Source organism: Nonomuraea sp. NPDC051191 (assembly GCF_044455665.1).
Taxonomy (GTDB): Bacteria; Actinomycetota; Actinomycetes; order Streptosporangiales; family Streptosporangiaceae; genus Nonomuraea.
On record NZ_JBITEZ010000006.1, the window covers coordinates 103748 to 119698 of the forward strand.

Below are 15951 nucleotides of genomic sequence, written 5' to 3' on the forward strand. Positions count from 1 at the left end.
TCGATGTCAGATCCACTGGGGAGTGTCGATGATGTTGATCACGGCGCCGGAGACGGTCACTCCCGGCCCGGTGCCGAGCATCAGCAGGTGGTCGCCCGGGCCCAGCTGCCCGGTCGTGAGCAGGTGGTCGAGGGAGAGGACCTGGTCGCTGGCCCCGCAGTGGCCGATGGTGCGGCCGTAGTGCCAGGTCGAGCGGGACATGGGCAGGTCGAGCAGGGCCATGCACCGCTGTTCGACGATCTCCTCGGAGTAGTTCATGAACGCCACGCGGGTGAGGTCGCGGGCCTCGATCCCGCTCTCGTCCAGCACGCGCTCGACGATCTCCATGAGCGCCCGCTGGATGTTGAACAGCGCGGCGGTGGCCTCGCCCTTGGGCATGACCTGCTGCCGGAACTGCTCGTTGCGGGCCGCGAAGCTCATCCGGCGCCCGACCGTGACCCCCGGGGGGAACAGGGGCTCGCTGCCCCGGTGCAGTTCCTCGGCCTCGGCCACCGTCGTCGTGCACACCGACTTCAGACGCGCGAAGCCGCCGTCCTTGGAGAGCACGAGCGCGCTGCCGGCGTCCCCGCCGATGTATCCGGGGCCCATCCGCCACCGGTCCATCAGCGGAGTGCCGTAGTTGTCGGCGGCGACCAGCAGGGCCGCCTGCCGGCCGGGGGCGGCGTCCAGGTGGCCGGCCGCGAGCTCCAGGGCGATGAACATGCCGTTGCAGCCCTGCCGGATCTCGGTGGCCAGGACGTCCCCGCCGACGAGGTGCCGTTGCAGGTAGGAGTGCGGGGGCCAGCCGTCCGGTCCCTGGTGCCAGGTCGAGGCGTACAGCAGGAGGTCCAGGTCGGCGGGGGCCCGGCCGCTGCGCTTGATCGCGCTGCGCGCCGCGTGCAGGGCCATCTCCGGCGCCGGCACGTCCCCGGCCACCACCGTCCCCGCCAGGTTGTGCAGCTCGGCCTCTTCGGCCGGGTACCAGCCCTTGGCGACGGCCTTCTCGACGCTGACGGCGGTCCGGGGAAGGTAGGCTCCCACGCCGCTGATGTACGTGTCCGCGTACCGCATGACTTCGTCCTCGTCCCGGTTATGCGGATCGGAGTTCTCTGACCATCGTCACGATGGTCGCGACGTCCCTGAAGTTCTCGGGGTCGAGCCTGGCCGCGCTGATCGTGACGCCGAGGTCCTTGCGGAGGAAGTTCAGCAGGCGCGCCGTGCGCAGGGAGTCCAGGAGACCGGACACGAGGAGCGGGGTCGTCTCGTCGACCTTGACGTCGTCGCCGTCCAGGACGAGGTGCTCCTGGATGAAGTCGACCAGCCTCTGCGTGATGTCGCTCATGCGCGCGCTCCTCGCGTGACGGGAGAGGTGGACAGGACCCTGAACGCGGCCGCGGCGACCGACGTCCCCGAGCCGAACCCGACCATGAGCAGGTGGTCGCCCGCGACGAGCCCGCCGGTCGCGAGCAGGTGCTCGAAGGCGATGAACTGGTCCACCGCGCCGCAGTGGCCGACGCGCCGCCCGTAGTCCCAGGTCGTCTGGTCCTCGTCGATGCCCAGCCAGGACATCTGCCCGTCCAGGTCCTCGCGGCGGCCGTGCGGGAAGGCCACCTTCGTGATGTCGGAGAGCCCGATCCCGGCCTCCTCCAGGGTCTGCTCGACCTGCTGCATCATCGTCTTCTGGATCGTCAGGTGGATCCCGGTCCCCTGCGCCTTGAGCAGCCGCTGGCGGAACTCCTCGTGCCGGTCGCCGAAGCTCAGCCCGATGCCGACGGTGGCGTCCGGGGGGAACAGGGGGTAGGCGCCGTCGTTGACCGCGTCGGCCTCCGGGATCACCGTCACGTTCACCGACAGGAGCTCGGCCATGCCGTAGTCCTTGCCGAGCACCATCGCCGCCGCGGCGTCGCCGATCAGCGCCCCGGGGGTCATCCGCCAGCGGTCCACCAGCGGTGTGCCGTGATTGTCGGAGGAGACGACCACGGCCGTGTCCCGGCCCGCGTCGGCCTGGAGGTAGCTCGCCGCCAGTTCGAGCGAGCTGATCATCCCTACGCAGCCGCTCCGGATCTCGTGCGCCGGCACGCCTCCGCCGAGCAGGTGCATCTGCAGGTAGTGCTGAGGCTGCCAGCCGTTCGGTCCCTGGTGCCAGACCGACGGGTAGAGCAGCAGGTCCAGATCGCGCGGGGACGACTCGCCCCAGCGGTCGTACGCGTCCAGGACCGCGAGCCGCGCCATCTCCGGCGCCGGCATGTCCCCGGCCACCGCCGCGCCGATCTGCCGGAATTCCTCGGCCTCCGCGGCCGGGTACCAGCCCTCGCGAACCGCCTGCTCGACGCTCACGCTGTCAGGCACATAAACGCCTAAGCTCCTGACGAACATGTTGGATGTACGCACACGTCCCCTTACTCATCGACGAATCCCGGGCAACGGCCTCCGGCAGGGGAAGGCGGCTTATCCGATTCAATTCGGCTCCGGGAATCACACGGCCACGGCCGGACAGGGAAAACAACTGAAATGGGCCGGCGGGCCGTCCGGGGTAAGGATAGGGGCGGCCCGTCGGATAAAGCAATAACTTGGTCCGCGACCTTCCGTGACCGCGGATCGACGGAACGTGGCGCATTCAGGAAATGCGCATTTCCGCTTCACTCCATGGATTCTCGAATGCAATTCCGGAATCCGCGCCCTCAGGAGAGGGCGCGTCGGGCCGTCGTCATTCGGCTCCGCCCCGGCGCGCGTCGTCTCAGGGCACCCGCGTGCAGGGGATGTCGTTGAGTTTGAACTGGGCGGGAATGGCGTTCGTCCCGGTGACAGTCGCCGAGAAGCCGAGGCTCTGACTGGAGCCGGGGCCGATGTAGGTGTTGCTGCCGTCGTCGCGGGCGGTCACCTGCGTGCCGGTCTGGGTCGTCGTGGAGTTCCAGGCGTACGTGATCTGCTGGTTGCCCGCCCAGGTCCAGTTCAGGGTCCAGCCGCTGATGGGGGTCGTGCCGGTGTTCTTGACGACCACAGTGCCGTTGAAGGCGCCGTTCCAGACCTCGGTGAGGTAGGTGACCTCGCAGGAGGTGCCCATCTTGAGCCCGCCGCGCAGGAAGGTCGCGAAGTTGGCCCAGGTGGGGTTCAGCGTGCCGGTGCCGACGGTCTCGGCGCAGTTCTTGGTGGTGGAGACGGTCTGCGAGCCGAAATGAGCGGGGTCCATGATCTGGGGGACCATGTGGTCCGCGCCGGGCACCGAGATGAACGTGGCGTCACCGCACTGGGCCTTGATCCTGTTGTAGAGCAGGACGCTCTGCCCGTGCGGCACCAGGAAGTCGGCCTGGCCGTGCATGAACATCAACGGCGGGTCGTTGCTGTCGACGTACGTCATCGGATTGGCCTGGGCCACGGTGGCCGGGCAGGTCTGGATCGGGCAGCCGACCAGGAGGGACTCCGGGGAGGCGGGCGAGTCGTGGTCGAGCCCGCCGGTCGGCAGGTTCTGGGAGTTCATCTGCAGGAAGTTGGTCGGGCTGAAGAACGCGACCCCCACCTGCACCGCACTGGAGACGCCGGTCGTGCCGACGGTGCCCTCCAGCGCCGACACGCCGCCGGACAGGGTGGCCATCTCCGTCAGCCAGCCGCCCGAGGAGTCGCCCATGATCGCGAAGCGGTTGGGGTCGAGCTGGTACGTGGCGGCGTTCGCGCGCAGCCAGCGGATGGCCGCCTTGATGTCGTGGACCTGGGCCGGGAAGATCCCTTGGGAGCTGGACCGGACGCTGACGCCGGCCACGGCGAAGCCCAGCGGGTTGTAGATCGCCGCGATGGCGTCCGCGCCGGCCTTGCCGTCGTCGCTGCTCCACGCCGAGCCGGTGTGCCAGATCAGCAGCGGCCGGGGGGTGAGGCCGGCGGACGGCAGGTAGAGGTCCAGAAGGTGCCCCTTGCTGCCGGCCGGTTGTGCGGGCGCGTACGCGATGTTGGTGATCGTCTGCGCGGCTTGAGCCGGCGGCGCGAAGGCCGCCGGCACACCGACGGCGGCCAGCACGGTCATCATCAGGCCGACGAGCCAGGCCGTGCGGATGCGAGCTTGCATGGTGCGACTCCGGTTGGTCGGATGGTCGCCGCTTCCCGGTGGCCGTGCGCGTCTCGTCCGGGGCAGCCGTGATCAGCACGCCGACGGTGGTGCCTGCGAGAACAACGTCGTGCTCGAGTGTCGCGGCTCACATCGATATGGGCGGGGAGACGATATGACACGTCCGCGACGATGGTCAAAGTTTTCTTGGTTTCGTTTCCCTTCAAACGAAAAAGCGGCATAAATCGTACTTTGGGGGCGTAAGGCGCGGAGACGGCCCCAGAGCATCCATGCCACGCCCAGGCGGCCCGATACGCACCGACGAGGCCTTTCACGGCCGTCCGGCTCCGCAATTGACAGCAGCCCCAACTCTGTGCGTCGTTCCATGGCAACGCCGATGAAAGTTTCATGGCCGCCCTCGGCCGATTCCGTCGGGACAATCCCTCCGGCGCGGTGGGTGATAATGTCCTGCGTCATGATCTCCCCAGCCGCAGGAGGACGAATGCGAAAGGCACGCGCTGTTCTCGTCTCAGCCGTCATGGCCCTTGGAGTGACGCTGACGATCGGGGCCGCCCCGGCGCACGCCGAAAGACTGGCCGGCGTCTTCAGGGAGCACGCGGAGTGCGAGCGGACCGGAACCTACGGCGTCACCCAGGAATGGTGGGACGACTATTCATGCCAGTGGGAGGACCGGTACCTGTACTACTTCCTCTACGCCTGATCCCGTGAGACGCACGCGCCCCCGGCCCTGAGGGTCGGACCGGGGGCGCGTGCGTCATCGGCATGTCCGGGGGCATTCCCGCGCCCGCCGTCGACGCCCCCGCGCCCCCGAGGAAAACTCCCGCCCGGCGATGCAACATCTTGATCCCTTCGGCCGTCTGGGATGTGACTACCGAAGGGACTGCACGTGGATGACGAACCCGGCTTCGACGACTTCGTGGCGGAGCAGACGGACGCGCTGCTCCGCTACGGGTACGTCCTGACCGGAAACCCTCATGACGCGGCCGACCTGGTCCAGGAGGCTCTGGTACGGCTGTGCGGCGCCTGGCCGAGGGTGAGACGCAAGGACAGCCCGCACAGCTACGTCCGGACCACGATGGCGCGGCTGCACATCAGCGTCTGGCGGCGGCACAGGCGGGAGCAGCTCATCGGAGAGCCGCCGGAACGGGGGCACCACGATCTCCTCCCTCCCGACGAGGACCAGGGCCTCTGGGAAGAGCTGGCCGGGCTGCCCCGCAGACAGCGCGCCGTGCTGGTGTTGCGCTACTACGAACAGCTCGCCGACAGCGAGATCGCCAAGGTGCTCGGCATCTCCCCCGGAACCGTGCGCAGCCAGGCCTTCCGCGGCCTGGACAAGCTGCGTTCCGCCCTCTCCCCCGCGCCGGCGTCCCACAGGAGCATGCGATGACCGATCTGGAAGACCAGCTGAACCGCGTCCTGTCCGGGGCGGCGCAGCGTGCCCCGCAGGCGCCGGCCGGGCTGCTCGCGACGGTCAAGACGCGCCATCGCCGACGGCGGGCGCGATCCGCCGCCATGCACGCGGCCGCGGCCGTGGTCCTGGTGGCGGGCGGGGTGGGCGTGGCGGTGAGCGCCATGGGCGCGTCGGCCGAGCCGGCGCCCGCAGTCGGCGCGACCGGCACGGCCAGCCGCCCCGCCGACCGGATTCCGCCGCCCGTCGAGAAGGTGTGGCCGCAGGCGGTGCACAAGATCCCGGTCAGATTGCCCGACGGGCGCGCGTACTACCCGCAGTTGCTCCTCGACGATCGGACGCTGCTGGTCATGACGGGCGTCAGCGATGGGAGGCGTCAGTTCCTGTGGGCCTTCGACCTGGGCACCGGCCGGGCCAGGCGGATCGCCGAGATCCCCCCGACGAAGGGATCGGCGATCTTCGCCGACGGCGTCGCCGCGGGTGGCGGCGACATCGTCTGGTGGGCGTCCTACAAGGAGGCGGGCGGCCCGCGGGTCGCCCGGATCTGGACGGTCCCCGCCACCGGCGGCCGGCCCCGGCCGGTGACCGACGTCCCTCTCGGAGACGTCATGAAGCAGGGGCACATCAACGGGCTGGCAGTGACGGGCTCGGACGTGGTCTTCGCCTACGAGAAGGGCGGGGTCTACCGGGTGCCCCTGAGCGGTGGCTCGCCGCAGCGGGTGGAGGGCACCGAGGGGTATCACGTCCTGCGATGGCCGTGGGTGGGCCGCCACCAGGGGAAGGCGGTCTTCCGCGACCTGCTCAACGTCGAGACCGGTGAGCGGCGCGACGCCGTCGTCAAGGCCGACGAGGAGGTCAGGTGCGGCGTCGAGCGGTGCGCGGGCGTGGCCGTGCGCTACGAGACCGTCAAGGTCGAACGCCCCCGCGACCGCTCCGGCAAGGAGATCAGGTGCGGTGCTCGCCGGTGCCCGGACACGACGCGGGTGCAGACGATCCTGCGCAGGTTCGTCCGCGACCGGGACGGCTCCCACGAGCGTGAGCTGCCGCGCAACTTCCAGCAGGGCGACGACGCGCCCCTGGAGCGCTTCTTCAAGGTCGACCTGATGGCACCGGGGAACCAGTCCGTCCTGACGCTGTACGACGCCGACACCGGCACCTCCGCCGACCTCGGCGTGCGGCCGGACGCGCAAGGAGGCATGGCCTACCCCGACGGCGGCCTCGACCGGCTGATGACCTACCCGATCAAGAACGAGATGTACGTCCTGGACCTGGCCGCGATCAAGTAGTGGCACGCCCCGGGCGGCGGCGGGCCGGGAGGTCGGGGCCGCCCTTGTTCAGCCGGGCGTTGATCTGGCCGGCCTCCACCTCCGTGATCACGCCGTGCGGCAGCTCCACGCCCAGCGCCGTGGCCAGTTCGCGCTGGCGGACGTCCACCAGGCTCTCCACCAGGGTCGCGTACGCGTGGGCGTGGCGTCGCGCCGCCGACCGGCCGGCGGTCAGCAGGCCGGCCGCCACCACCGCCCCCGGCCACCACAGGCAGCCCAGGAGCGCGTACAGCAGCCCCCAACCGGCGGTGAGCGCGGCGGTGTCGAGTGCCGCGCGGGCCTCCCGTACGGGCACCCGCTGGTGGTCCTCCAGCAGCGCCCACAACCGGGGCCACACCAGGGACACCCGCAGTCCGTGGTACTCCGCCCGCACCCGCTCCTCCAGCAGCGCGAGCCGCCGCCCCGGCCAGGTGAGCCTGCGCCCGCGCCGTTCCAGCAGCCACAACCGCTCCACCGCCCCGACCGCGAGCCGGGCCAGCCCCGCGGCCGCGACGGCGGCCGCCACGGCGAGCACGCCCACGGTCACCAGCGCCACCGGGTCGACGCCGATCCGGGTCAGGCCGTCGCGGGTGCGGCGGACGAGCAGGCCCAGGTCCAGCGCGTGGGCGTGGCCGAGGGTGATCGCGCACCAGGAGGCCGCCGCGAAGCACAGGCCGAGCGGCCAGGCCGGGGACAGCCAGCGTTCGGTGGCCTTCTTGCCCACCTCGGTGAGCAGCCCGTCGAGCACGGCGGTCACGACTCCGTGAAGCGCATGGGCCGGCGGCGCAGGCCGCAGACGGGGGGCCGGTTCCTGGCGTCGCGGCCGGCCCGGCGGCCGCACCAGCCGTCGGGGCAGACGTACACGCCGTGCAGCTCGGGCCCGGCGGCGCCGAACAGCAGGTACGGCTGGAGGTCACCGCGCACCTCCTCGTCGGCGTCGTCCGCCGGGGCGGGATCGAGCAGGGCCAGCACGTCGAGGGCGGTGCCGCCCTCGTCGAGCACGGTCAGCGCATCGGCCAGGGCCGCCGTCCAGCCGCCGGCGGCGGCCTCCTGGCGCAGGGAGGGAAGTTCGGCGCACAGGAACGCCCGCGCCTCGTCCTCGGTCATGCCCCACATCGTCCACGACGACGGGCGTCCCCGGTATCCCTTGACGGCCCCGCCCGCTCTGGGAGGACATGGACTCCGACGCGGCCGAGCTGCTGGCCCGCTACGAGCGCGAGGACGACCGGGACGCCCTCGACCGGGCCGTCGATCTGTACGCCGGTGAAGGCGGCGCGGCGTACGCCAGGGCGCTGCTGATGCGCCACTCCCGCACCGGCGCGCGGGAGGACCTGGACCGGGCCGTCGCCGTGTGCGGGGCGGCGCTGGAGAACCCCTCCGCGGTCCCCCGGGAACGCCTCAAGGAGCTGGTCGTCGCGGCCGACGCGCTGGTCGCGACCTGGGACGTCACCGGCGCCCCGGCCGACGTGGACGCCGCGATCGCCTGGTACCGCCAGGCGGTGGAGCTCGAACCCGGCTCGGCCGTGGCGCTGTCGAAGCTGGGGCTGGCCGTCGCCAGACGCCGTCTGATGGGCGGAGGAGGGCCCGGGGACCTGGCCGAGGCGCTGGAGCTGTGCCGCCGGGCCGTCACCCTGGGCCGCCCGGACGGTGACACCGACCTGGACCGGGCGGCCGATCTGAGCAGGCTGTCCCTGGCGATGAGCGGGCGGGCGACGGAGGCCGAGGACCCCGCGCTCGCCGAGGCGGCGGTGGAGACGATGGACGACGCGCTCGCGCTGCTCCCGGCGACCGGCCCGCAGCGCTGGGGGTACGAGATCGGGCGGTTGACGGTCATCGGCAACCGGTACGCCCTGCTGGAACGCCCCGAGGACCTCGACACGCTGCTCACCGGCCTGCCCGCCCTGGCCGGCACGCTGCCCGAGGACCTGCCCGGCCGCCGTATCGTCCTGCTCCAACACGGTCTGATGCTGTACGCCCGGTTCAGCCGTACCAAGCTGCCCGGCCACCGGGACGACGCGATCAGCGTCCTGCTCCGGACGCTCGGCGACCCGCGGCCGGGCCTGTCGGCGATCGAAGGGCTCGCCGACCGGGTTCTCCGCAACCTGCTGTGGAACCGCATCGCCCGGGGGCCGCGGCTGGAGGACGTCGACGAGCTCATCGCCCGCGTCCGCGCCCTCCTCCAGGACCGGCCGGGCGACCAGGAGCTGCGCGAGGAGCTGCACTCGGCGGCCACCGCCCGTTTCTCGGTCACCGGCGACCAGGCCGACCTGCCGACGGGCGAGGACCTGCGGGACGAGGTGAGCCGGACCGAGGCCAGGATGATGCGGGCCATCGCCGCGGGCCGGGAGGAGCTGGACGCGGCCATCGCCCAGGCCGACCGGGTCCTGGCCGCGCCCGGCCACGACGAGGACCGGCTCCTCCCCCTGCGCTTCACCCTCACCGGAGCCCTGTACGCCCGTTACGCGGTCCGCGGCGACCGCGACGACCTCGACCGCGCCACCGACATCCTCACCGACCAGCTCGGAAGCGACGGCCCGATCACCGGCCACGTGCACGTGCAGCTCGCCCTCACCCGGTGCGCCCTCCACGACGTGACCGGCGAACCGGCCGTCCTCGACGAGGCCCTGGCGCACGTCGCCGACGCCGGCCGGCTCATCCCGCCCGGCCACTCCGACCGCAGGCTCGTCGAGCACGTCCGCGGCATGGCCTTCACCCGCCTCCACCGGCGGGACGGCGACCCGGCCCACCTGGACACGGCCGCCGACGCCTACCGGGCGGCGCTCGCCACCATGCCCGCGAACCACCCCCACCGCGCCCTGTTCGAGTCGGAGCTCAGCCTGGTCCTGCAGGAGCGCGCCGCGCAGTCGGGTGGCGTCGGTGCCGGCGTCGATGCCGCCCTCGACCTGGCCCGCCGGGCCGGGCGCGCGGCCCTGCCCGGCGAGCAGCGCTTCACCGCGTACTTCGCGCTCGGCCAGGCCCTGTCCCAGCGCTTCCGGCTGACCGGCGACACCCGCGCGGTCGGCGAGGCGATCACCGCCTTCCGGCGCGCCCTGCCGGAGTTGCCGGACGGCCACCCGAACCGGGCCTTCGTCCTGAGCGGGCTGTCGCACGCCCTGGCGGCGCACGCCGAGTGGACCGGGTCCCCGGCCGCCCTGGACGAGGCGATCGCGGCGGGGCAGGAGACACTGCGGCTGCCGGTGCACGGAGCCGTGCGGGTGAACGCCGTGCTCGGCCTGGCCGAGGCGCTGCGGCTGCGCGGCCAGCGCACCGGCGGGCGGGCCGACGTCGAGGCCGCCGTCACGACCGTCACCGCGGCGCTCGCCGACCTCCCCGAAAGCCATCCGCAACGGCCGGCCTGCCAGGTGCAGCTCGCCGTCGCGCTGTCGCAGCGCTACACGATGAGCGGCGACGTCGGCGACCTCGACCGGTGCGTCGACGTCGCCCGCTCCGCGCTGGGCGCGCTGCCGCCGCACTCCCCGCTGCGGGGGCCCGCGCTCCACGCACTCAGCGGCGGCCTGTGGAAGCGCGCCGACCATCGCGGCGACCTGGAGGACCTTGACGAGGCGGTCGAGACGATCGAGCAGGCCCTGGCCGCTCCCACCGGCGACCACCGGCATCGGGCGCCGATGCTCTACCACAAGGCGGGCGTGCTGCGCCGCCGCGCCGACGCGCGCGGGCGGCCCGGCGACCTCGACGCCGCGATCGAGGCCGGCCGCGAGGCCCTGGAGGCGCTCCCGCCGGGCCACTCCTACCGGCCGGTCCTCACGAAGGGCCTGTCGCTGCTGTACGTCAGCCGCTACGACGACGACAACCCCGGCGACCTGGAGGAGATCGTCCGCCTGGGGCGCGAGGGGCTCGCCGCCACGCCTGAGGACGACCCGTCGTGGGCCAGCCAGCAGCACGTGGTGGGCCACGGCAGCCTGCTGCGCTTCTGGCGTACGGACCGGATGCGCGACCTGCGCGCCGCGATCCGCCACCTTGAGCTGTCCGTGGCCGCCACCGCACCCGACGACCCCCTCCTGGCCGCCCGCGCCGCCCAGCTCGGCCTGGCCGTGAACATCAGGTACGAACGCCGCCACCGCCGTCGCGACCGCGACCGCGCCATGGCCGCGCTCAGGCTCTCGGCCGGCGTCACCTCGGGCGACGTCCTGTCCCGCCTGGCGAACACCCGCATCTACGCCGGCTACAACCTGCACCACGACCGCCCGGCCGAGGCGCTGGAGCAGTACCGGGTGTGCGTGCAGGAGCTGCTGCCGCTCGCTGCCTGGCGCGGCCTCGACCGCGGCTCCCAGGAGAACCAGCTCAGGCAGGCGACCGGGCTCGCCACGGAGGCGGCCGCCGCCGCGCTGGTGGCCGGCTCGCCGAGGTCCGCCGTCCAGCTGCTCGAACAGGGCCGCAGCGTGTTGTGGGCCCAGCTCCTGCAGACCAGGAGCGACCGCAGCGAGCTGCGTGCCCGCCATCCCGGGCCGGCCGCCGAGTTCGACGAGGTGAGCGCCGTCCTGGACAGGCCGCCGGCCGGCGAGCCGCTCCAGCCGGACGAGCTGGGCTCGGCCGGACGTCCCGCCCGGCGGGCCGAGGCCGACCTGCGGCGCGAGGCCACGGCCCGTTTCGCCGAGCTGTGCGATCAGATCAGGCAGTTGCCCGGTTTCGCGTCGTTCCTGCGGCCCCCCGACTTCGCGGCCCTGAGCGCGGCGGCCGACCGCGGGCCGGTCGTCATGGTCAACGTGGACCGGCGGCGCTGCGACGCGTTGCTCCTCACCTCCGGCGGGCTGCGCGTGCTGCCGCTGCCGCGGCTGAGCCACCAGGAGGCCGCCGGGCGGGCCGAGGGGGTGCGCCGCACGCTCGGCGCGGCGCACGGCGGCAGGGCGGCGCGCATCTCCGCGAACCAGACCGTGCTGGCCACCCTCGAATGGCTGTGGGAGGCCGTCACCCGCCCGGTGCTCCACGAGCTCGGCCTGCTCGCGGCCCCGGGCGGCGACCCGCCCAGGCTGTGGTGGTGCCCGACCGGCCCGCTGGCGGCCCTGCCGCTGCACGCCGCCGGACGCCACCGTGACGGCGGGCCCTGGGTGGGCGACCACGTCGTGTCCTCCTACACGCCCACCCTCCAGGCCCTGCTGCGGGCCAGGTCCACACCGGCCGCGCCGCCGTCCGCGCCGGTGCTGGTGGCCGCGCTGGCCGCGACCGCGCGCCCCGGCGGGGGGTACGCGGACCTGCCGCAGGTCCCCGCGGAGGTGCGTGCCGTCCGCGACGCCCTGGGACCGCGGGCCGTCGTGTTCGAGGGTCCGGCCGCCACCCGCCGCGCCGTCCTGGACGCCATCCCGGCCTACCCGTGGGTCCACTTCGCCTGCCACGGCGACCAGGACGACGCCGAACCGTCCGCCAGCCGCCTCGTGCTGCACGACGCCGACCTGACCGTGCTCGACCTGACCAGCGTCGGCGTGGACGGCGGCGACCTCGCCTTCCTGTCGGCCTGCGAGACCGCTCAGGGCGACACCGCGCTCACCGACGAGGCCATCCACCTGGCGGCGGCGTTCCAGCTCGCCGGCTACCGCAACGTGATCGGCACCCTCTGGTCGATGTACGACGCCTCGGCCGCCGAGGTGGCCGCGGACGTGTACGCCGTCCTCGCCGCGGGCGCGGCCGATCCCGCGGTGGCGCTGCACCGGGCCGTCACCCGGCTGCGCGGGACACCCCGTTTCGGCAGCCCGCTGTTCTGGGCGCCCTACGTCCACCTCGGCGTGTGATCGCGGGCGGCTCGACGGCGTCGAAAACGCGTCTGGCCACGGCCGTCGAGGCCGACGTGAAAGGTAGGGCGTACGGGGTTCGCCCGGAGCCCGGCCACTATGGCGGCGCTCACATTTGTCCAAGTTCTGGCGTAATGTCCACCGGCGCGGCCTTCGCCTGTTAGATTCCGTACTGATGATCAAGGAAAGGCGCGACGGCGGCCCCGCCATGGGCCGCTGAGGCGTGAAGGGGTGCTTCACGGTCCGGGGACCTTCGACGGGGGTCTGATCCTGTCCCCGCGCGGCCGTCCGGTACGGCGAGCCCAGGACCCGATCGTGTGCCGTGCGAGCAGCCCTGCCGATCAACGTGCCGATCGACGATAGGAGCAATGTGCTGAGAAGAACTCCCCTGCTCGCCGCCGCCCTCATGATGGTGACGACGCTGTTAACCGTCCCGATGGCGGGGACGGCCGGCGCGGTGGTGACCGGGCAGGACGTCACGGATGCCGTCGGCAAGCGCGGCATCACCTGGGGGCCGTGCGAGGAGGAACCAACCGTCGAGTGCGGCACGCTGGCCGTGCCCATCGACTGGTCCAGGCCCGACGGCCCCACCGTCGACCTGGCCCTGGCCCGCCGCAAGGCCACCGACCCGGCCGCCCGGATCGGTTCCCTGCTGAGCAACCCCGGCGGGCCCGGCAACTCCGGCGTGAACGACATCCTTCGCCCCTCCGGCTTCAGCCAGGAGATCCAGCGACGGTTCGACATCGTCGGCTACGACCCCCGCGGCGTCGCCCGCAGCGGCTCGGTGACCTGCTCGGCCTCGGTGTACAACCAGATGCCGAACCCGGTCATGACCAGCCAGGCCGACTACCTCAAGTGGGTCGCCTACGACGCGAGGCTTCGCGCCGACTGCCGCAAGCTCACCGGCCCGCTGTACGACCGCCTCGACTCGGCCAACGTGGCCCGCGACATGGACGCCATCCGTGCCGCGCTCGGCGACGACAAGCTGACCTCCTACGGCGTCTCCTACGGCACGCTCGCCCAGCAGATGTACGCCGAGCTGTTCCCCGGCCGCATCCGCGCCATGGTGCTGGACAGCAACATGGACCACAGCCTGGACGTCAAGGCGTTCCAGGTCACCGAGGCGGCCGCCGTCCAGGACAGCTTCCAGGAGTTCATCGCCTGGTGCGAACGCGACAGCGAGTGCGTCCTGAACGGTCGCGACATCCGGGCGCTGTGGAAGGGCCTGCTGGAGAAGGCGGACCGGGGCGAGCTGCTGTGGCCGGGCGACGGCCGTCCGGTGAGCGCGCACAACCTGATGTGGCTGGGCGTCGTGCTCAACGAGGCGCCCTCCTGGCGGCAGGAGGCCGCGGTGCTGCGCGCGCTGGACGGCGGTCCGGTGCCGGACGACATGCCCGGCCCTCCCGGCAACTGGCCCGTGAACGGCCAGTACGCCGAGCTGCCCACAGCGATCCTGTGCCAGGACTGGAACCTGTCCCTGCGGGGCTACGACCAGTACGCCGAGGTGATGCGCGCCTCCAACGCGGTCGCCCCGGACATGCGGTACAACCCGATGCCGATGGGCGACATGCCGATCTGCCAGGGCCACCCGGTCAACAACCCCCAGCACCCGCTGCGGTACCGGGGCACCACGCAGCTGCTGGTGGCCAACACCAGGCACGACCCGGAGACGCCGTACGAGTGGTCGGCCAACGTGGCCCGGCAGCTCGGCTCCAAGGCCACCCTGCTCACCTACGAGGGCTGGGGCCACGGCGTCTATGGCATGACCGAGTGCACCACGGTCGCCATGGACAACTACCTGATCTCGCCGACCGTACCCGTCAAGGGCAACCGCTGCCCGGCGGAAGAGCCCCAGGGCTAGGCGGAACAGCAGTGTGAAGGTGCCGGGCCGACACGATTCGGCCCGGCACCCAGGCATCCTTGACGAACTGCCGCTGGGGTGGCGTGCGCACCACGATCCCGTATGGTGTACGGTACGTCGTACGATACGAGTGGAGGGGCAGCATGCACCAGCCGAGCGCCGAGGAACTGAAGAGCGTCGAGAACTGGTTCGCCGACTACGACGCACGCGCCGAGCAGGGCGAGATCGAGAAGTTGGCCGACCTGGCGGTCTTCCCCATGAACGTGGCCACCGACGTGCCGGACGGCCACGCCAGCGTCCGCCAATGGACCCGGGACGAGTACGTCGAGGCGATGAAGGAGTCGATGGGGGGCGGCACCGCCGGGCTCGGCCTGCGCTCGACGCGCACCCCGCGCTTCCTCAGCCCCAACCTGGTCGTCGTGGAGACCGAGGCGACGATGACGATCGAGGGGCAGGAGCACCACATGCACTACGCCGACCTGCTGGTGCGCACCGAGGAAGGCTGGGCGTTCCAGACCATGGTCCAGGGTGGCTGGGGCCACGGCTGGCCGTCCGCCAAGCGCGGCTGACCTCGCCGCCCCGGCCAGGACATGCCCGGGTGAGGAGCCGGCAGGCAGGCGGCCGGCTCGTCACCGTCCGAACGTCCCCTACTCCGGGCCGAGGCGGTCGAGTACGGCGGCGTGCACGTCCGGGGGGAGGGGGCCCTTGCGGGCGGCGGTGATGTTGGCCCGCAGGTGTTCCGGGCGGGCCGAGCCGACGATCACCGAGTGCAGGTCCGGATGCCCGAGGATGAACCGGAGCAGGATCTCGGTCACCGGCGCGCCGTCCGCCAGTTCGTCCAGGCGGGCGGCGGCGAGCCGGGCGTGGCGCTCGGCCAACGGCCGGCGCACCGGCTCGGGCACGGCCTCGGGCGGCGGCGCGAGCGAGCGGGCCACCGAGCCGCGGGCCACCGTCCCGGCCCCGGTCGCCGCGGCGGCCCCGACCAGCCGCTCGTGGGAACGGTCGAGTGCCGAGTACGGCAGCAGGAACACGTCGAACGCCCCCGTCGCGATGTGGTCGGGAAGGTGGGGCAACTCCCCCGACATGCCGGTGAAGCGGATCTTGCCCTCGTCCTGGAGCGCCCGCATCTCGGCGACGGTGTCCTCGGCCTCCATCACGGCGACGCTCGGGCTGAGGTGCACCATCAGGATGTCGAGACGGTCGGTGCGCATCCGGCGCAGGCTCCGCTCGACCCCCGCGCGGACGTTCGCCCTCGTGTAGACGTGCGCCGGGTCGCCGCCCGGAGGCGGGCAACCGCACTTGCTCGCCAGGACGAACTCGTCGCGGCGATGCGCGATCCAGCGGCCGATCTGCTCCTCGGCGTCGCCGTAGTCGGGTGAGGTGTCGATGAGGTCGACCCCGGAGTCGAGGGCCTCGTTCAGCACGGTACGGGCGGCGTCGTCGGTCACCTGCGGGCCCCAGGCGCCGGGGCCGCGCAGTTCCATGGCTCCGTAGCCGAGGCGGCTCACGCGCAGGCCGGTGCGGCCGAGGATCGCGGTCGGGAGGGTCACGTCACCGTCCTCAAGATCGATGGGTGGTGCATCTGCCAAGCCTTTCCA

13 protein-coding genes are annotated in these 15951 nt (G+C 72.4%); 6 read left to right on the plus strand and 7 right to left on the minus strand.

All coding sequences use genetic code 11. The features are described 5' to 3' along the window. Window positions 1–6 precede the first annotated feature (6 nt). The 4 genes from ACIA8R_RS18495 to ACIA8R_RS18510 form a co-directional block, all read right to left on the minus strand. A complete protein-coding gene (locus tag ACIA8R_RS18495) occupies window positions 7–1050 on the minus strand; it encodes a ketoacyl-ACP synthase III family protein (RefSeq protein ID WP_357697182.1) in 1044 nt (347 codons plus the stop codon). Between the two features lie 19 nt (window positions 1051–1069). After that, window positions 1070–1321, minus strand: coding sequence for a phosphopantetheine-binding protein (locus ACIA8R_RS18500; RefSeq protein WP_357697180.1), 252 nt, complete (start codon window positions 1319–1321; stop codon window positions 1070–1072). Continuing rightward, window positions 1318–2328, minus strand: a complete 1011-nt coding sequence (locus ACIA8R_RS18505; RefSeq protein WP_357697178.1) for a ketoacyl-ACP synthase III family protein — start codon at window positions 2326–2328, stop codon at window positions 1318–1320. The genes ACIA8R_RS18500 and ACIA8R_RS18505 overlap by 4 nt, the downstream gene beginning before the upstream one ends. Window positions 2329–2716: 388 nt before the next feature. Then, window positions 2717–4036 (minus strand): cellulose binding domain-containing protein, encoded by a 1320-nt coding sequence (locus ACIA8R_RS18510; RefSeq protein WP_397039373.1) that lies wholly within the window; start codon window positions 4034–4036, stop codon window positions 2717–2719. 481 nt (window positions 4037–4517) lie between these two features. Between ACIA8R_RS18510 and ACIA8R_RS18515 the strand changes: the two genes are divergently transcribed. From ACIA8R_RS18515 to ACIA8R_RS18525, 3 genes are all read left to right on the plus strand, one after another. Further along, window positions 4518–4736 (plus strand): hypothetical protein, encoded by a 219-nt coding sequence (locus ACIA8R_RS18515; protein ID WP_364087540.1) that lies wholly within the window; start codon window positions 4518–4520, stop codon window positions 4734–4736. 186 nt (window positions 4737–4922) lie between these two features. Beyond that, window positions 4923–5423: a SigE family RNA polymerase sigma factor gene (locus ACIA8R_RS18520; RefSeq protein WP_357697172.1), complete on the plus strand. Its 501-nt coding sequence runs from the start codon at window positions 4923–4925 to the stop codon at window positions 5421–5423. Then, on the plus strand, window positions 5420–6730 hold the full coding sequence (locus tag ACIA8R_RS18525) for a TolB family protein (RefSeq protein ID WP_397039375.1): 1311 nt from the start codon (window positions 5420–5422) through the stop codon (window positions 6728–6730). Before ACIA8R_RS18520 ends, ACIA8R_RS18525 begins: the two co-directional genes overlap by 4 nt. Here the strand turns inward: ACIA8R_RS18525 and ACIA8R_RS18530 are convergent. Together ACIA8R_RS18530 and ACIA8R_RS18535 are read right to left on the minus strand one after the other, a co-directional pair. Next, window positions 6723–7505, minus strand: a complete 783-nt coding sequence (locus tag ACIA8R_RS18530) for a hypothetical protein (protein ID WP_357697168.1) — start codon at window positions 7503–7505, stop codon at window positions 6723–6725. The two genes, ACIA8R_RS18525 and ACIA8R_RS18530, sit on opposite strands and share 8 nt — an antisense overlap. Beyond that, on the minus strand, window positions 7502–7855 hold the full coding sequence (locus tag ACIA8R_RS18535; protein ID WP_397039377.1) for a hypothetical protein: 354 nt from the start codon (window positions 7853–7855) through the stop codon (window positions 7502–7504). The genes ACIA8R_RS18530 and ACIA8R_RS18535 overlap by 4 nt, the downstream gene beginning before the upstream one ends. Window positions 7856–7923: 68 nt before the next feature. Between ACIA8R_RS18535 and ACIA8R_RS18540 the strand changes: the two genes are divergently transcribed. The 3 genes from ACIA8R_RS18540 to ACIA8R_RS18550 all read left to right on the plus strand — a co-directional run bounded on the left by ACIA8R_RS18540 (window position 7924) and on the right by ACIA8R_RS18550 (window position 14922). Beyond that, window positions 7924–12492, plus strand: a complete 4569-nt coding sequence (locus ACIA8R_RS18540; RefSeq protein WP_397039378.1) for a CHAT domain-containing protein — start codon at window positions 7924–7926, stop codon at window positions 12490–12492. Window positions 12493–12862: 370 nt separating this feature from the next. After that, on the plus strand, window positions 12863–14353 hold the full coding sequence (locus tag ACIA8R_RS18545; RefSeq protein WP_364087547.1) for an alpha/beta fold hydrolase: 1491 nt from the start codon (window positions 12863–12865) through the stop codon (window positions 14351–14353). Window positions 14354–14496: 143 nt separating this feature from the next. Continuing rightward, window positions 14497–14922 (plus strand): nuclear transport factor 2 family protein, encoded by a 426-nt coding sequence (locus ACIA8R_RS18550; protein WP_357697160.1) that lies wholly within the window; start codon window positions 14497–14499, stop codon window positions 14920–14922. A gap of 78 nt (window positions 14923–15000) precedes the next feature. Here the strand turns inward: ACIA8R_RS18550 and ACIA8R_RS18555 are convergent, their stop codons facing one another. Beyond that, a complete protein-coding gene (locus ACIA8R_RS18555) occupies window positions 15001–15903 on the minus strand; it encodes an aldo/keto reductase (protein ID WP_397039380.1) in 903 nt (300 codons plus the stop codon). Window positions 15904–15951: the final 48 nt, after the last annotated feature.

Coding starts and splice junctions, on each gene's coding strand:
- ACIA8R_RS18500 (WP_357697180.1), bottom strand. CDS start 1,321: ATGAGCGACATCACGCAGAGGCTGGTCGACTTCATCCAGGAGCACCTC.
- ACIA8R_RS18495 (WP_357697182.1), bottom strand. CDS start 1,050: ATGCGGTACGCGGACACGTACATCAGCGGCGTGGGAGCCTACCTTCCC.
- ACIA8R_RS18525 (WP_397039375.1), top strand. CDS start 5,420: ATGACCGATCTGGAAGACCAGCTGAACCGCGTCCTGTCCGGGGCGGCG.
- ACIA8R_RS18540 (WP_397039378.1), top strand. CDS start 7,924: ATGGACTCCGACGCGGCCGAGCTGCTGGCCCGCTACGAGCGCGAGGAC.
- ACIA8R_RS18515 (WP_364087540.1), top strand. CDS start 4,518: ATGCGAAAGGCACGCGCTGTTCTCGTCTCAGCCGTCATGGCCCTTGGA.
- ACIA8R_RS18550 (WP_357697160.1), top strand. CDS start 14,497: ATGCACCAGCCGAGCGCCGAGGAACTGAAGAGCGTCGAGAACTGGTTC.
- ACIA8R_RS18510 (WP_397039373.1), bottom strand. CDS start 4,036: ATGCAAGCTCGCATCCGCACGGCCTGGCTCGTCGGCCTGATGATGACC.
- ACIA8R_RS18535 (WP_397039377.1), bottom strand. CDS start 7,855: ATGACCGAGGACGAGGCGCGGGCGTTCCTGTGCGCCGAACTTCCCTCC.